We start from the raw sequence: 14,322 nt of genomic DNA on the forward strand, positions 1-14,322 counted from the left end.
CGTCCGCACCGGCCGCGTCGAGACGACGCGAGGACCCGTGGATGCCGCACTCGTCGTCGTCGCCGTCAACCACGACCTCGACCAGCTGCTGCCGGAGCTCGCCGAGTCCGTCGGCGTCGTGCGCTGCGGCCTCGACATGCTGCGCGTGCGCGCGGAGGCGGCATCCGTTCCCGCTCCACTGCTGACGGGATGGTCGCTCGTACGGTACGGGCGGTTCGCGGGGCTCGACGCCGCCCGCGCCGTGCGCGAACGGCTGCACGCTGAGCGTCCGGATCTGGCCGCGCTCGACCTCAACCAGATGTACACGCAGCTGCCCGATGGCACGGTGATCGTCGGCGACACGCACTGCAAGGGCGCCGGCATCCCGCCGTTCCAGCCCGAGACGGCCGCCGACCTCCTGCTCGAGGAGTTCGAGGCGCTGTTCGGCGCCCGCCCCCGCGTCGTAGAGCGGTGGCAGGGCGTGTACGCCAGCGGCCCCGCCGACTTCCTCGTCGCCGAGCCCGAACCCGACGTGATCGTGCTCGCCGCCACCACCGGCATCGGCATGACCACGGGACTCGGCCTTGCCGAGACCACCCTCGCCCCCCGCCTCGGCGCCGTCGCCGAGTCCGCCTCCACCCCCGCCACGGAAGGATCCCCCCGATGACCGTCCCCGCCGCCGCCCACGTGAGCGCCGCCCCCGCCTCCTCCCGCCCGCTCGCCCCCGTCGAGCTCGTCGTGCTCGACATGGCCGGCACCACCGTGCGCGACGACGGCGTCGTCGAGCGGGCGTTCGAGCGCGCCGCCGCCGAGACCGGCGTCGCGGAGCGGATGCCGTGGGCCGACGCCCTCGACTACGTCCGTCGCACGATGGGCCAGTCCAAGATCGACGTGTTCACCCACCTCGCCGGCGGCGACGTCGTGCGCGCCGAGGAGGCGACCGCCGCGTTCGAGCGCGCGTACGCCGACCTCATCGCGACGGAGGGCGTCGAGCCGATCGCCGGTGCGCGCGAGACCCTCGAGGCGCTGCGCGCGGCCGGGCTCTCGGTCGTGCTCACGACCGGGTTCGCCCCCGCGACCCGCGACGCCATCCTCGACGGCCTCGGCTGGCGTCCCCTCGTGAACGCCGCCCTGTCGCCCGTCGACGCGGGCCGCGGCCGGCCCGCGCCCGACCTCGTGCTGACGGCGCTGCTGCGCACGCAGGCGTCGGGTGTGGCATCCGTCGTCGTCGTGGGCGACACGACCAGCGACATCGCCTCGGGACGTGCCGCCGGGGCAGGACTCGTGGTGGGCGTGCTGACCGGCGCCCACGACCGCGACGCGCTCGCCGATGCGGGAGCGGATGCCGTCGTGGACGACGTCACGCGGCTGCCCGAGCTGCTGGGACTGGCCGCGCCGTTCGGAATCGACGCCTGACGTGGCCCTGCCGGTCGCCGTGCCGGCGACGGCAGCGCGCGACGTCGCGCTCTCGCCGCCGGCGACCGCCATGGTGTGGCTCGGGCACGGGCGGCGGCACGAGACCATCGCCGTCCCGGGTGTTCGGCTCGCGGAGGGCGACGTGCTCGTCGAGGTCGAACTCGCCACCGTGTGCGGGTCCGACGTGCACACCGTCGCGGGTCATCGCAAGGCGCCGACCCCGCTCGTGCTGGGTCACGAGTTCGTCGGGCGCATCGTCGCGGTGCTCGACGACGTGCGTGCCACCGACGGCGTGCGCCTGGCCGTGGGCGACCGCGTCGTGTGGTCGATCATGGCCTCGTGCGGCCGCTGCGACCGGTGCGCGCGAGGCCTGCACCAGAAGTGCCGGCAGCTGCTCAAGTACGGCCACGAACGCGTGGCGCCGCGCTGGGAGCTGTCAGGCGGGTTCGCGACCCACGTGCACCTGCGCGCCGGAACGGCGATCGTGCGCGTGGGCGAGACGCTGCCCGCGGCCGTGCTCGCGCCGGCCACGTGTGCGGCGGCCACGGCGTGGGCGGCGGTCGACCGGGCCGCCGATGTCGTCGACCCTGACGGCGCGGTCATGCTCGTGACCGGGGCGGGGCTCATCGGCCTCACCGCGACCGCGATCGCCTCAGGAGCGGGGGCCCGCGTCGTGGTCGCCGACCCCGACCCCGCGCGGCGCACCCTGGCACGCTCGTTCGGTGCCGCGGCGATGATCGATCCCGTCGAGCCCGGTGCGCTTGCCCGGGCGCTCCGACGGCTGCGGGCGCGCGAGGTGACGATCGCGGTCGAGGCGTCGGGCGCGGCCAGCGCCGTGGCGTTCGCGTTCGACGGCATCGGCGTTGGTGGGGTCGTCGTGCTCGTCGGCAGCGTATCGCCGGGCCCGGCGTACGCGCTCGACCCCGAACACACCGTGCGCAACCTCACGACGGTCCGCGGCGTGCACAACTACGACGCCGACGATCTCGCGGGGGCGGTGGCGTTCCTGCAGGAGCACGCCCACCGCTACCCGTTCGCGCAGCTCGTCGGGCGCCCGCACCCCTTGGCCGACCTCGACGCCGCCCTGGAGCACGCCGCGACGGGCGCCGACGTCCGTGTCGCGATCGACCCACGCCTCTGACCACCGCCCGATGACGGGTACTCCACGTTCCGGTCGCTGAGCTTGTCGAAGCGTGGAGTTCGTAGATCGGCCTTGTGCGGTCGCTGAGCCTGTCGAAACGTGGAGCTCGTGGAGGGGACAATTGCGGTCGCTGAGCCCGTCGAAGCGTCCAGTCTCTGCGCGACGGGATCCTGCCTCGGGTGCCGGGTCTACCGGCGTTGTCGAGACCGAGACAGAGCAGGAAGGTCTGCGCCCCGCCTCTCGATCAGCGCATCCTTCTTGGCGCGTGACCAGCCCTGCAACTGCTTCTCACGACGGAACGCCTCATCGACCCGCGCGAACTCCTCCGCGTAGATCAACTCGACCGGTCGACGCTTGCGTGTGAACGCTGCGGCGAGCTCATCGTCGTTGTTGTGCTCCCAGAGTCGCACGTCTGGATGCTTCTCCGTGCTGCCCGTGTAGTAGCTCCCGTCCCGGCAGCGAAGAATGTACGTCCAAGCCATACGTTCACGATCGCGTGCACGACCACCGCTCGCAGACGGCGGCCATCGATCTGTGGAGCGGCGCCCCGAGTCCACCTGTGTGGAGGAGCGGAACTCCAGAGCCCGGAGCGGGGCGTGTCTTCGTCGAGGCGCCGGAAAGGTGGGTGCGGCCCTTCGACAGGCTCAGGGACCGGGAGTCCGGAGATCGATCGCCGGGCCTGTCGACAGGTTCAGGGAGCGGGAGTCCGGAGATCGACCTCGCCTCTGACAGTCGGTCACCAGCCGCTGCGGGTCGGGGTGTGGCCGTCGCGCGCGTCGTCGGGCATCGCCATCTCGGCGCGCATGCCGAGCAGTCGGATCGGGCGGCCGGGTTCGATCTTGGCGACCAGCTCCATCGCCCGTGCGATCACGGTGTCGCGGTCGAAGGTCGAGGCGACCTTCTTCGTGAACGTCTTCGTAAGGAACGGCGCGTAGCGCACCTTGAGCCCGAGCCCGACGACGGGCCGCTCGTCGGCGGCGACCTCGGCGAGCACCTGATCCAGCAGGCGCCTCGCCTCGCGCTCGATGTCGGCGGGATCCACGATGTCGGTCTGGAACGTCGTCTCCTTGCTGTGGCCGCGCGCCACCCACGGGGTGTCGTCGATGACGGAGCTGCCGTCGCCGCGACCGAGCTGCCGGTACCAGAGCCCCATCTTGGGCCCGAACTCGGCCACCAGCGCGTCCTCGTCGCCGGCGGCGAGCTCGGACACCGTGCGGATGCCGAGCAGCCCCAGCCGCTTCGACACCTTCGAGCCGACGCCCCACAGGTCGACGACCGGACGCCCGCCCATCACGTCGAGCCAGTTGCCGGCGGTGAGCCGGAAGACACCGCGCGGCTTGCCGAAGCCCGTCGCCACCTTCGCGCGCACGAGGGTGTCGCCGATGCCCACGCTGCAGTGCAGCCGCGTCCGCTCCAGCACGTCCGCCTGCAACCGGCGGGCATACCCCTCCGGGTCGTCCGTCTCGACGCCGACGAATGCCTCGTCCCACCCGAGCACCTGCACGACGGCGCCCGGCTGGTCGCGCAGGGTCGCCATGACCTCCTCGGACGCGGCGAGGTACGTCGGCGCGTCGACGGGCAGGATGACGGCATCCGGGATCTTCCGCGCCGCGATGCGCAGCGGCATGCCCGACCCGACGCCGAACTCGCGCGCCTCGTACGACGCCGTCGATACGACCGCGCGTTCGGTGGGATCGCCCCGGCCGCCCACGATCACCGGCTTGCCGGCCAGCTCCGGCCGACGCAGGATCTCGACCGCCGCGATGAACTGGTCGAGGTCGACGTGCAGCACCCACGTGTGCATGTCCCGAGGCTATGGCCTGGTGCCGACATGGTGAAAGGGACGGGGATGCCGGCGGCCGCGGCATCCACCGTCCTCATACGTACCCGAAGGCGGGCGGGAACACGACGACCACGATGGCCGCCCACGCCAGGTAGACCGGGAGGAATCCCGTCTGCCAGCGTTCCAGACGCTCCAGCGGCGCACGGTGCATCGCGAAGCGCAACTGCAGCCACGCGGCCCCGGCGAGGTTCGCCAGCAGGATGACGTTCAACCCGAGCGAGGCGAGCTTGTTGGGACTCGCACCCCACTCCGCGATGCGGCCGATCATCGCGATCAGCACCATGAGGTCGACGACGATCGCCGCGGCGACCATCACCAGCTGCATGCGGTCGAACCACGACGGCGGGGCGAGCGGATCGCGCGCCGACTGGGCATACAGCAGCAGTCCGACGACCACCACGAGCACGACGTCGAACAGGATCAGCAGGTCGCGCTGCCCGAACACCTCGACGCCCGAGGCGGTACTGACCCCCTGCACGATGCCGGCGACGATGAAGGCCAGCAGCAGCAGCGTGAACAGCGGCGTGAAGAGCTTCGTCAGGACCGGGGCGATGTTCTCGATGACGCTCTGCTTGGCCTCGACGAGCCAGGCCGCGACCACGACGGCTCCGGCGACGCCGCACGGCAGCATCCACTCCTGCGTGAACTCGGCGGCGTCCACGCCGATCGCGGCGAACACGCCCATCGTGAGAGCGATGAGCACGCCACCGCCGAGGGCGATGAGCGCGAGGTACACGACCCATTCGCCCGTGAAGCGGATGAAGTCCATGCGCGCACGGCTGGAGCGCACGCGTCCGTCGACGTAGGCGATGCCGATCACCAGCCACAGCGCGACCGCGCAGTGCGTCGTCGCGAGCACGAGCGTGGCGGCGTCGGGCTGAAACGGGTAGACGGCCATGAGCACGGCCGCCGCGACGAACGGCGCGGCGACCACCGCGACCGTCGCGACCGTCGCCCGCCGGCGCACCAGGAAGTACACGGCCACGAACGGCAGGATCAGCAGCGGCAGGAAGCGCGGGTAGAAGTCGCCGGGGTCCGCGAAGCCGATGCCGAACAGCGCCGGCACCTTGACGGCGACCGCGGCGCCGATCGCGAGCCCGACGGCCAGCGCCAGTCCGCCGGCGCGCGGGGCGGCCGGCTCGTCGGCGAGCATGAGCTGCTTCCACAGGCGCTCGGAGTGCTCGCGGGCGAACTCGCGCGAGAGGTCGTCGAGCCCGCCGAGTCGCTTCACGGCCACGAGGAACGCCTCGTCGGCGTCGAGACCGGATGCCGCCAGCCGGCCGATCTCGCCGCGCAGATGATCCTCGAGCTCGTCGACGTCCCGGCCGTCGATCGCCTCCCGTCGCGACACGTAGGCGCGCCAGGTCGAGATCTGCTCCTCGGTGCGCGGGTCGAGGTCATCGCCCATGTCAGGCACCTCCGAGCGCAGGGGCGCCGAAGAAGTCGGTGCCGTTCTTGCGGTCGGCGCCGTCGCGCCCAGGCCACACCTGCTGCAGCGCCTTGCTGACGACGCTCCACTGGCGTCGCTGCTCGGCGAACGCCGCGCGTCCTTCGGGGCTGAGCCGGTAGTGCTTTCGCGGGCGGCCGCTCGGCGAGGCGCCCCATGACGACTCGACGTGGCCCAGCCGCTCCAGCCGGTGCAGGAGCGGGTACAGCATGCCGTCGCTCCATTCGAGTTCACCGCCCGACAGCTCGCCCACGCGCTGCAGGATCGCGTACCCGTACGACTCGCCTTCGGCGAGGATGCCGAGCACCATCGGCGTCGCCGCCGCAGCGACCAGGTCTTTGCCGATCTTCATCTCGTCTCCCTCATGAACACCTAGAACAGCTAGGTACATAGAAGTACAAGTTACCTAGAAGTGCAAGGTAATGGGCGTGACGCCGCATGACGTGACAGGCGGCGCTGGGGAATTCCGCCCCGGGAGACGTGTTGGGATGGAGTATGACCTCGCCCGTGAGCACCCCCGACGCCGCTGCCGTCGAAGCCCCCTCCGCTACCGACCAGCGCTGGGCGGTCGTCTCGGCCCCGCACGGCACCGCGGCGCTGCGCCACACGCACTGGCTGGATGCCGAGCCGCGCGCCTATGACGGCGCGCCCGGGCTGTGGCGCGGCGAGGACGGCCGCGTCGTGGGGACCGGTCTTCCGGGGGAGGCGTCCGAGGTGACGCTGTCGGCCGGCGAGCACCTCGACGTGGGCGCGCTGCGGCTCAAGGCCATCAACCGCGGCGGCGCCCCGGCGCTGCGCGTGTTCGACCCCGAGGCGCCCGGACGCACCTCGCTGCGCGGCATCCTCTCGTTCCCTGAGGACGACGCCTGGGCCGTCGCCGGCGTCTTCCACCCGGCGGCCGAAGGGCAGTCGATCGTGATCGAGAGCGTCGACGGCTATGAGCGTGAAGAGCCGGCTGTCGGCACCATCGCCCTCGAGGTGGGTGGCGAGGCCGTCGAGCTCACGGTGTGGGGCGACCTCGACGACGAGCTCGAGGCCGTGATCGCCGACGGCACCAGCAATGTCGACGCCTACCGGTTCCGGTTCCTGCCGATCGACGTGCCCGCGGCCGACGGCACCGTCACCGTCGACTTCAACCGCGCCTATCTGCCGCCGTGCGCATTCAGCGACCACTACGTGTGCCCGCTGCCGCCGCTCAACAACCGACTCGCGGTCCGCGTCGAGGCGGGGGAGCGCATCGCCGACCGCGCCTGACGTTGCGCCGCTCCGCGATGCGCCACAATGGTGCCCGCGGGCGGCACTCCGGCCCGTGATCGAGTCGGAGGGGCGGGCACGATGGCCAGGAGCGCGAAGCCGAAGAAGGTCCGCTCGGAACTGAAGAACACCGCGTACGAGATCTTCATCGGGGTCCTGTCGATCCTGTCGATCTTGAACCTCGTGCTGGTGTACGTGTTTCGCAGCGACCCGTCGCTGCAGACCGTGCTGAGCGTCATGAACGGCCTGTTCAGCGTCATCTTCCTGATCGACTTCATCTACCGGATCTTCACGGCGCCGTCGGCGAGCAGGTACTTCTTCCGCGACTTCGGCTGGGCCGACCTGCTGGCGAGCCTGCCGTTCGCCGAGTTCAAGATCCTGCGCATCTTCCGCCTGATGCGCGTCTATCGTCTGTTGCGCAAGCTCGGTGTGCGCAGCCTCGTGCGCACGCTCGTCAAGGATCGCGCCAACAGCGCCCTGATGACCCTGCTGCTCATGGGCATCCTGGTGCTGCAGTTCGGCAGCATCACGATGCTGGCGATCGAGGAGCACGCCGAAGGCTCCAACATCACGACGGCATCCGACGCGCTCTGGTACACGATCGTCACGATCGCCACCGTCGGCTACGGCGACACCTTCCCGGTGACCAACCTCGGGCGACTGCTCGGCTCGATGATCATCATCGTCGGCGTCGGCATCTTCGGCACGTTCACCGGCTACCTCGCGAACCTGTTCCTCGGGCCGTCGAAGGCCGACGCTCCCGCCGACGGCGAGGGGGATGCCGCCGCCCCCGCGGCGGGCGAGACCTCCGCTGCCGCCGCCCCCGCGGCGGGCGAGACCTCCGCTGCCGCCGCCGGCGCCGACGCCGCGGCGGCCACGCTCGCGGACGCCGCGTCGCGAGGCGTCGCCGCCGGAGCCGTCGCGGGCGCCGTGGCCAAGGGGGCGGGAGCTGCCGCCGATCCTGCTGCGGACGCCGACGCCGACGCCGTGGCGAAGGCGGACGCCGTGGCCGGCGTCGATGCCGCGCGCCTGCAGGCCCTGCTGGAGCAGTCCGAGGCGACGAACGCCGAGATCCGCCGGCTCCTGGCCCAGTCTGGACCCTGAAGTACGCCGCGCGTCCGGCGCGATCACTCCACCCGGTGGCCTGCGGATCGCCGCCCGGCATCTGAGCGCCCGAATGTTTGCGCTCACATCCGTTACGTGTTCGTTGCATGATGACGGGCGTTCAGGTCTTGTGAGCGCTAACAGTGAGCGCTAACATCCTGAATCGCGGCCACCGTCGGCCCGCCGGAACCACAGCGATGCGGCATCCCTCCGGTGCACGGCGGAACGCGCCGCACCCCACCTGAACAGAGAGGTTCACTCACATGAAGAAGCTGCTCTCGATCGCCGCAGCCGCTGCGCTGATCCTCGGCCTCGCGGGCTGCGCGAGCTCGGGCGACGGCGGCGACAGCGCCGGCGGCGACGGCCCCAAGGCGGTCGGCGACCTGGTCGTCGGATTCGCCCAGGTCGGCGCGGAGTCCGGCTGGCGCACCGCCAACACGAAAGACATCCAGGACTCCTTCAAGGAGGCCGGGATCGAACTCAAGTTCTCGGACGCCCAGCAGAAGCAGGAGAACCAGATCAAGGCGATCCGGTCGTACATCCAGCAGGGCGTCGACTACATCGCCTTCTCGCCCGTCGTCGAGACCGGCTGGGACGCCGTGCTCAACGAGGCCAAGGCCGCCGGCATCCCGGTGATCCTCACCGACCGTGCCGTCGACAGCAAGGACACGTCGCTCTACGTGTCGTTCCTGGGCTCGGACTTCATCGAGGAGGGCAAGAAGGCCGGACTCTGGACGCTCGACGAGTACAAGGACGCCACCGGGCCGGTCAACATCGTGCAGCTGGAGGGCACCACGGGCGCCGCTCCCGCGATCGACCGTGCCGAGGGCTTCGCCGACGTCATCCGTCAGAACGAGAACCTCAAGGTCGTCGCGAGCCAGACCGGCGACTTCACCCGTGCCGGCGGCAAGCAGGTCATGGAGGCGATGCTCAAGTCGCAGCCCGACATCGACCTCGTCTACGCCCACAACGACGACATGGGCCTCGGCGCGATCGAGGCGATCGAGGCCGCAGGTCTCGTCCCGGGCAAGGACATCAAGATCGTCACGGTCGACGCCGTGCACGACGGCATGCAGGCGCTCGCGGATGGCAAGATCAACTTCATCGTCGAGTGCTCGCCGCTGCTCGGCGCGCAGCTCGTCGACATCATCACGACCCTGAACGACGGCGGCACGGTCGAGCCGCGCATCATCACCGAAGAGACGACGTTCACCCAGGAGCAGGCCATCGAGGCCCTGCCCGACCGCAAGTACTGAGCGCGCACGAGGGGCGGATGCCGCGGCATCCGTCCCTCGTCACGCCGAAGTCCCCGTTCGACGGAGAACCCAGGATGACCGACCACACGCGCCCGCCCGCCCCCGACGGCGCCCCCGAGCCCGTCGTCGAGATGACCGACATCTCGATCTCGTTCCCCGGTGTGAAGGCACTCGACACCGTCTCGTTCCGCATGTTCCCGGGCGAGGTGCACTCGCTCATGGGCGAGAACGGCGCCGGCAAATCGACCCTCATCAAGGCGCTCACCGGCGTCTATCAGATCGACTCGGGCACGATCGTGCTCGGCGGCGAGGAGGTGTGGTTCCACTCGACCGCGCAGGCACAGGACGCCGGCATCTCGACGGTGTACCAGGAGGTCAACCTCCTGCCCAACCTGTCGGTGGCCGAGAACATCATGCTCGGCCGCGAGCCGCGCCGCTTCGGCGCGATCGACACGCGCCGCATGCGGGCGCGGGCGCGCGAGGTGCTCGCCGGACTCGGGCTGGACGTCGACCCCGGGTCGCTCCTCGGCGCGCACTCGCTCGCGATCCAGCAGCTGATCGCCATCGCCCGCGCCATCAACATCGACGCGCGCGTGCTGATCCTCGACGAGCCCACGTCGAGCCTCGACGCCGACGAGGTGGCCGAGCTGTTCCGCATCATCCGCTCGCTCAAGGAGGCGGGCGTCGCGATCCTGTTCGTGTCGCACTTCCTCGACCAGGTGTACGAGATCGCGGACCGCCTCACGGTGCTGCGCAACGGCCGGCTCGTCGGCGAGTACCTGACCCCCGAGCTCCTGCGCATCGACCTCGTGCAGAAGATGATCGGCAAGGAGATCACCACGCTCGACGACCTCGAGCAGCGCGTCCGCGAATCCGAATCGGATGCCGGCGACCCGACCGTGTTCCTGAAGGCCCGGGGCATCGGTCGCCGAGGCGCGGTGAGTCCCGTCGACGTGACGATCCACGAGGGCGAGGTGGTCGGCTTCGCGGGCCTCCTCGGCTCCGGACGCACCGAGGTCGCCCGCCTTCTGGGCGGCATCGACCGCGTCGACAGCGGCACGCTGACGGTCCGCGACGACGCGACGCGGCTGCGCAGCCCGCGACAGGCGCTGTCGCGGCGCATCGCCTTCTCCAGCGAGAACCGCCGTTCGGAGGGCATCGTCGACGAGCTCACCGTGCGCGACAACATCATCCTCGCGCTGCAGGCCGATCGCGGCTGGTTCCGCCCCATTCCCAAGAAGCGACAGGACGAGCTCGCGCAGAGCTACATCCAGGCTCTCGGCATCCGGCCCGCTGACGCCGACGCCGTCGTGCGCAACCTCTCGGGCGGCAACCAGCAGAAGGTGCTGCTCGCCCGCTGGCTCGCGGTGGCGCCGCGCCTGCTGATCCTCGACGAGCCGACGCGCGGCATCGACATCGGCGCCAAAGCCGAGATCCAGAAGCTCGTCGTGAGCCTCGCCGAGAACGGCATGAGCGTCGTCTACATCTCGGCGGAGCTCGAAGAGGTGCTGCGACTCAGCCACCGTGTGGTCGTGATGCGCGACCGCCGCAAGGTGGCCGACCTCGCCAACGAGGACCTCACCGTCGACAGCCTGCTCGCCCTCATCGCCGACGGCAGCGACGACGCCGACACCGTGCCCGATCCCACCCCTGCGACCGCGGAGGAACCCGCATGACCGCTCTGTTGGCCCGCCTCGCCGCGAGCCGGCTGTTCTGGCCGCTCGTGATGCTGGCAGTGCTGCTGATCATCGACGTGATCGCGGTGCCCGGCTTCTTCTCCATCACCGTGCGCGACGGCAACCTGTACGGCAGCCTCATCGACATCCTGCGCAACGGCGCCCCGACGCTCATCGTCGCGATCGGCATGACGCTGGTCATCGCGACGCGCGGCATCGACCTGTCGGTCGGGGCCGTGGCCGCGATCTCGGGCGCAGTGGCGTGCAGCATCCTGCTCGGCTCGCCCGATCCGGGCAACCCGGCGACCGTCGCCGTCGCGATCGTCGTGGCCCTGCTCATCTCGCTCGTGCTGGGAGTGTGGAACGGCTTCCTCGTGGCCGTGCTCGGCATCCAGCCCATCATCGCCACCCTCATCCTCATGACCGCGGGGCGCGGCGTCGCGATGCTCATCACCGAGGGCCAGATCCTCACCGTGACGAGCCCGCCGTTCAAGGCCCTCGGCTCGGGCTTCTGGTTCGGCATCCCGATCGCCGTCTACATCGCCGCGGCCGTTTTCGCGCTCGCCGCGACGCTCACGCGCCGCACCGCGCTCGGCATGATGATCGAGGCCGTCGGCATCAACCCCGAGGCGTCCCGCCAGGCGGGCATCCGGGCGCGCGGCCTGCTGTTCGCCGTGTACACGTTCTCGGCCGTGTGCGCCGCGGTCGCGGGACTCATCCTCACGGCCAACACGATGGCCGCCGACGCCAACAACGCCGCGCTGTTCATCGAGCTCGACGCGATCCTCGCCGTGGTGATCGGCGGCACCTCCCTCGCGGGAGGCCGCTACTCGCTCGCCGGCACGCTCGTCGGGGCGCTGGTCATCCAGACGCTCGTGACCACGGTCTACACGGTCGGCATCCCGCCGATCGCGACCATGGTGTTCAAGGCCGCCGTGGTCACCGTCGTCTGTCTGCTGCAGTCGCCGACGACCAACCAGGCGCTCGCATCGTTCCGGCGAAGCCTCGCCGTCCGCGCAGGAAAGGGCGTGGCATCCGCATGACGACTCTCACTCCGGCCCCGCCGACCCTCCCCGCCCGCGGCGCGGCACGAAAGCCCACCGGCTTCGGCGCGCGCGTGCGCGACGCGTTCACCAGCCCCAAGTACGGGCCCGTGCTCGTGACCGCGGTGCTGTTCGTCGCAGTGTTCCTGATCGGCGGCATCCGCTACCCCGGGTTCCTCAGCGGCCAGGTGCTGCTCAACCTGTTCGTCGACAACGCGTACCTGATCGTGCTCGCCGTCGGCATGACGTTCGTCATCCTGACCGGCGGCATCGACCTGTCTGTCGGCGCGGTCGTCGCGCTGTCGACGATGATCGCCGCCAGCCTGCTGCAGGCGGGGCTCCCGCCCGTCGTCGTGATCCCGCTGATCCTCCTCGCGACGAGCGTGCTGGGACTGCTCGTCGGGCTGATGATCCACTACTTCAAGGTGCAGCCGTTCATTGCGACGCTGGCGGCCATGTTCCTCGCTCGCGGGCTCTGCTACGTGATCAGCCAGAGCTCGATCGCCATCAGCGACCCCGCCTTCATCGCACTGGCGGTCAGCCGCCTGCCGCTCGGCGGGGGCATGTCGATCACGTGGAGCGTCGTGATCGCGGTTGTCGTCGTCGTGATCGCGGTGTGGATGCTGCACCGCACCCGGTTCGGGCGCACCGTGTACGCGATCGGCGGCGGCGAGCAGAGCGGCATGCTCATGGGGCTGCCGGTCGCCCGCACCAAGGTGCTCGTGTACGTCGTGAGCGGGTTCTGCTCGGGACTGTCGGGCGTCCTGTTCACCTTCTACACGCTGTCGGGCTACCCGCTCACCGCGATCGGCACGGAGCTCGACGCCATCGCCGCTGTCGTCATCGGCGGCACGCTGCTCGCGGGCGGGTACGGGTTCGTGCTCGGCTCGGTGCTCGGCGTGCTGGTGCTCGGCATCATCCAGACGATCATCTCGTTCGAGGGCACGCTGTCGTCGTGGTGGACGAAGATCTTCATCGGGGTGCTGCTCCTCGTGTTCATCGCGCTGCAGCGCGTGCTGACGGCGCGGCGACGATGACGGCGGGCGGCTCGGGCGGGGCCTTCGGCCGCGGCAGGCGGCATCCCGCGATAATGGGGGACGGGACGCAACACGACGCTCCCGAGGGGAGCGAGCGGAGCACGTGAGCGCGAACGGCGACCGCAACCGCGTCGCGACGATCTTCGACGTCGCGCGCCTCGCCGGCGTCTCGCACCAGACCGTGTCGCGCGTGCTCAACGACCTGCCCAACGTGCGCCCCGCCACCCGCGAGCGCGTCGAGAACGCCATCACGCAGCTGCGCTACGTGCCGTCGCAGGCCGCGCGTGCCCTCGTGACGCGGCGCTCCCGCACCATCGGGCTCGTCGCGACGGGGCTGCCCGACTACGGGCCGTCGAGCGTCGTCCTGAACTTCAACGAGTCCGCGCGCGACGCGGGCTACGCCGTGATCGCGACGAACCCGGCCGACGCGGCGGCGGCGACCCTGCGTTCGGCGACCGAGATGCTCATCCGCCAGAACGTCGAGGCGATCGTGCTGCTCGCCGCCGAGCGGGCGGCCCTCGACGCCTTCGACGGGTGGGAGCTCGGCGTGCCGCTCGTGTCGATCGCATCGGAGTCGCGAGGACGCGGCATCCGGGTAGCCCTCGACCAGTACCAGGGCGCGCGCACCGCGGTGTCGCACCTGCTCTCGGCCGGGCATCGCGACATCGCCCACATCGCCGGGCCCGACGGCTCGATGGACGCCGAGGAGCGGCTGCGCGGGTGGCGCGACCGGCTCGCCGAGGCGGGGATCGCCGGGCGCGAGCCCGAGCGCGGCGACTGGTCGCCCGAGGCGGGCTACCGCATCGGCGCCGAGCTGGTGCGCGCCGGCGTGCCCGGGGCCGTGTTCGTCGCGAACGATCAGATGGCGCTCGGCCTGCTGCACGCGCTGGCCGATGCCGGCCTGCGTGTGCCCGACGACGTCAGCGTGGTCGGCTTCGACGACATCCCCGAGGCCGCACACTTCTCGCCGCCGCTCACGACGGTGCGGCAGGACTTCGTGGGCCTCGGCCGCGATGCCATGGCCGCGGTGCTCACGCAGCTGCAGGACGAGGAGGCGACGGCACCGCCGCCCACTCGTGTGCCGCAGCTGATCGTGCGCGCCAGCACGCGCGAGGTCTGAGCCGCG

Annotated in this window: 14 protein-coding genes; 10 read left to right on the top strand and 4 right to left on the bottom strand. The window is 70.9% G+C overall.

The window, feature by feature from the left end; translation table 11 throughout:
• From ACFWJ8_RS16185 to ACFWJ8_RS16195, 3 genes are all read left to right on the top strand, one after another.
• Positions 1-646, top strand: a 646-nt coding sequence (locus ACFWJ8_RS16185; RefSeq protein ID WP_378813444.1) for an FAD-dependent oxidoreductase, incomplete at its 5' end; no start/stop codon positions are given.
• Positions 643-1,395 (top strand): HAD-IA family hydrolase, encoded by a 753-nt coding sequence (locus ACFWJ8_RS16190; protein ID WP_378813446.1) that lies wholly within the window; start codon positions 643-645, stop codon positions 1,393-1,395. The genes ACFWJ8_RS16185 and ACFWJ8_RS16190, both read left to right, overlap by 4 nt.
• A gap of 1 nt (position 1,396) precedes the next feature.
• The gene (locus ACFWJ8_RS16195) at positions 1,397-2,536 is read left to right on the top strand and encodes an alcohol dehydrogenase catalytic domain-containing protein (RefSeq protein ID WP_378813448.1); all 1,140 of its coding nucleotides are present in this window, start codon (positions 1,397-1,399) and stop codon (positions 2,534-2,536) included.
• Between the two features lie 188 nt (positions 2,537-2,724).
• Here the strand turns inward: ACFWJ8_RS16195 and ACFWJ8_RS16200 are convergent, their stop codons facing one another.
• The 4 genes from ACFWJ8_RS16200 to ACFWJ8_RS16215 all read right to left on the bottom strand — a co-directional run bounded on the left by ACFWJ8_RS16200 (position 2,725) and on the right by ACFWJ8_RS16215 (position 6,178).
• The gene (locus ACFWJ8_RS16200; RefSeq protein WP_378813450.1) at positions 2,725-3,018 is read right to left on the bottom strand and encodes a GIY-YIG nuclease family protein; all 294 of its coding nucleotides are present in this window, start codon (positions 3,016-3,018) and stop codon (positions 2,725-2,727) included.
• A gap of 254 nt (positions 3,019-3,272) precedes the next feature.
• Positions 3,273-4,340, bottom strand: a complete 1,068-nt coding sequence (locus ACFWJ8_RS16205) for a DNA polymerase IV (protein ID WP_378813452.1) — start codon at positions 4,338-4,340, stop codon at positions 3,273-3,275.
• A gap of 73 nt (positions 4,341-4,413) precedes the next feature.
• Positions 4,414-5,787, bottom strand: a complete 1,374-nt coding sequence (locus tag ACFWJ8_RS16210) for a permease prefix domain 1-containing protein (RefSeq protein ID WP_378813454.1) — start codon at positions 5,785-5,787, stop codon at positions 4,414-4,416.
• Between the two features lies 1 nt (position 5,788).
• A complete protein-coding gene (locus ACFWJ8_RS16215; protein ID WP_378813456.1) occupies positions 5,789-6,178 on the bottom strand; it encodes a PadR family transcriptional regulator in 390 nt (129 codons plus the stop codon).
• A gap of 143 nt (positions 6,179-6,321) precedes the next feature.
• Between ACFWJ8_RS16215 and ACFWJ8_RS16220 the strand changes: the two genes are divergently transcribed.
• The 7 genes from ACFWJ8_RS16220 to ACFWJ8_RS16250 all read left to right on the top strand — a co-directional run bounded on the left by ACFWJ8_RS16220 (position 6,322) and on the right by ACFWJ8_RS16250 (position 14,316).
• Positions 6,322-7,080 (top strand): DUF1684 domain-containing protein, encoded by a 759-nt coding sequence (locus ACFWJ8_RS16220; RefSeq protein ID WP_378813458.1) that lies wholly within the window; start codon positions 6,322-6,324, stop codon positions 7,078-7,080.
• An 81-nt stretch (positions 7,081-7,161) separates the two neighbouring features.
• A complete protein-coding gene (locus ACFWJ8_RS16225) occupies positions 7,162-8,184 on the top strand; it encodes an ion transporter (protein WP_378813460.1) in 1,023 nt (340 codons plus the stop codon).
• A 263-nt stretch (positions 8,185-8,447) separates the two neighbouring features.
• Complete coding sequence (locus tag ACFWJ8_RS16230) at positions 8,448-9,440, top strand: ABC transporter substrate-binding protein (protein WP_378813462.1); 993 nt, start codon at positions 8,448-8,450, stop codon at positions 9,438-9,440.
• Positions 9,441-9,514: 74 nt separating this feature from the next.
• Positions 9,515-11,116, top strand: coding sequence for a sugar ABC transporter ATP-binding protein (locus tag ACFWJ8_RS16235; protein ID WP_378813464.1), 1,602 nt, complete (start codon positions 9,515-9,517; stop codon positions 11,114-11,116).
• The gene (locus ACFWJ8_RS16240) at positions 11,113-12,159 is read left to right on the top strand and encodes an ABC transporter permease (protein ID WP_378813466.1); all 1,047 of its coding nucleotides are present in this window, start codon (positions 11,113-11,115) and stop codon (positions 12,157-12,159) included. Before ACFWJ8_RS16235 ends, ACFWJ8_RS16240 begins: the two co-directional genes overlap by 4 nt.
• Positions 12,156-13,196: a galactofuranose ABC transporter, permease protein YjfF gene (gene yjfF / locus ACFWJ8_RS16245; protein WP_378813468.1), complete on the top strand. Its 1,041-nt coding sequence runs from the start codon at positions 12,156-12,158 to the stop codon at positions 13,194-13,196. The genes ACFWJ8_RS16240 and yjfF overlap by 4 nt, the downstream gene beginning before the upstream one ends.
• A 103-nt stretch (positions 13,197-13,299) precedes the next feature.
• Positions 13,300-14,316, top strand: coding sequence for a LacI family DNA-binding transcriptional regulator (locus tag ACFWJ8_RS16250; protein ID WP_378813470.1), 1,017 nt, complete (start codon positions 13,300-13,302; stop codon positions 14,314-14,316).
• Positions 14,317-14,322: the final 6 nt, after the last annotated feature.

Origin of the sequence: Microbacterium sp. NPDC058389 (assembly GCF_042722305.1) — a bacterium.
Taxonomy (GTDB): Bacteria; Actinomycetota; Actinomycetes; order Actinomycetales; family Microbacteriaceae; genus Microbacterium.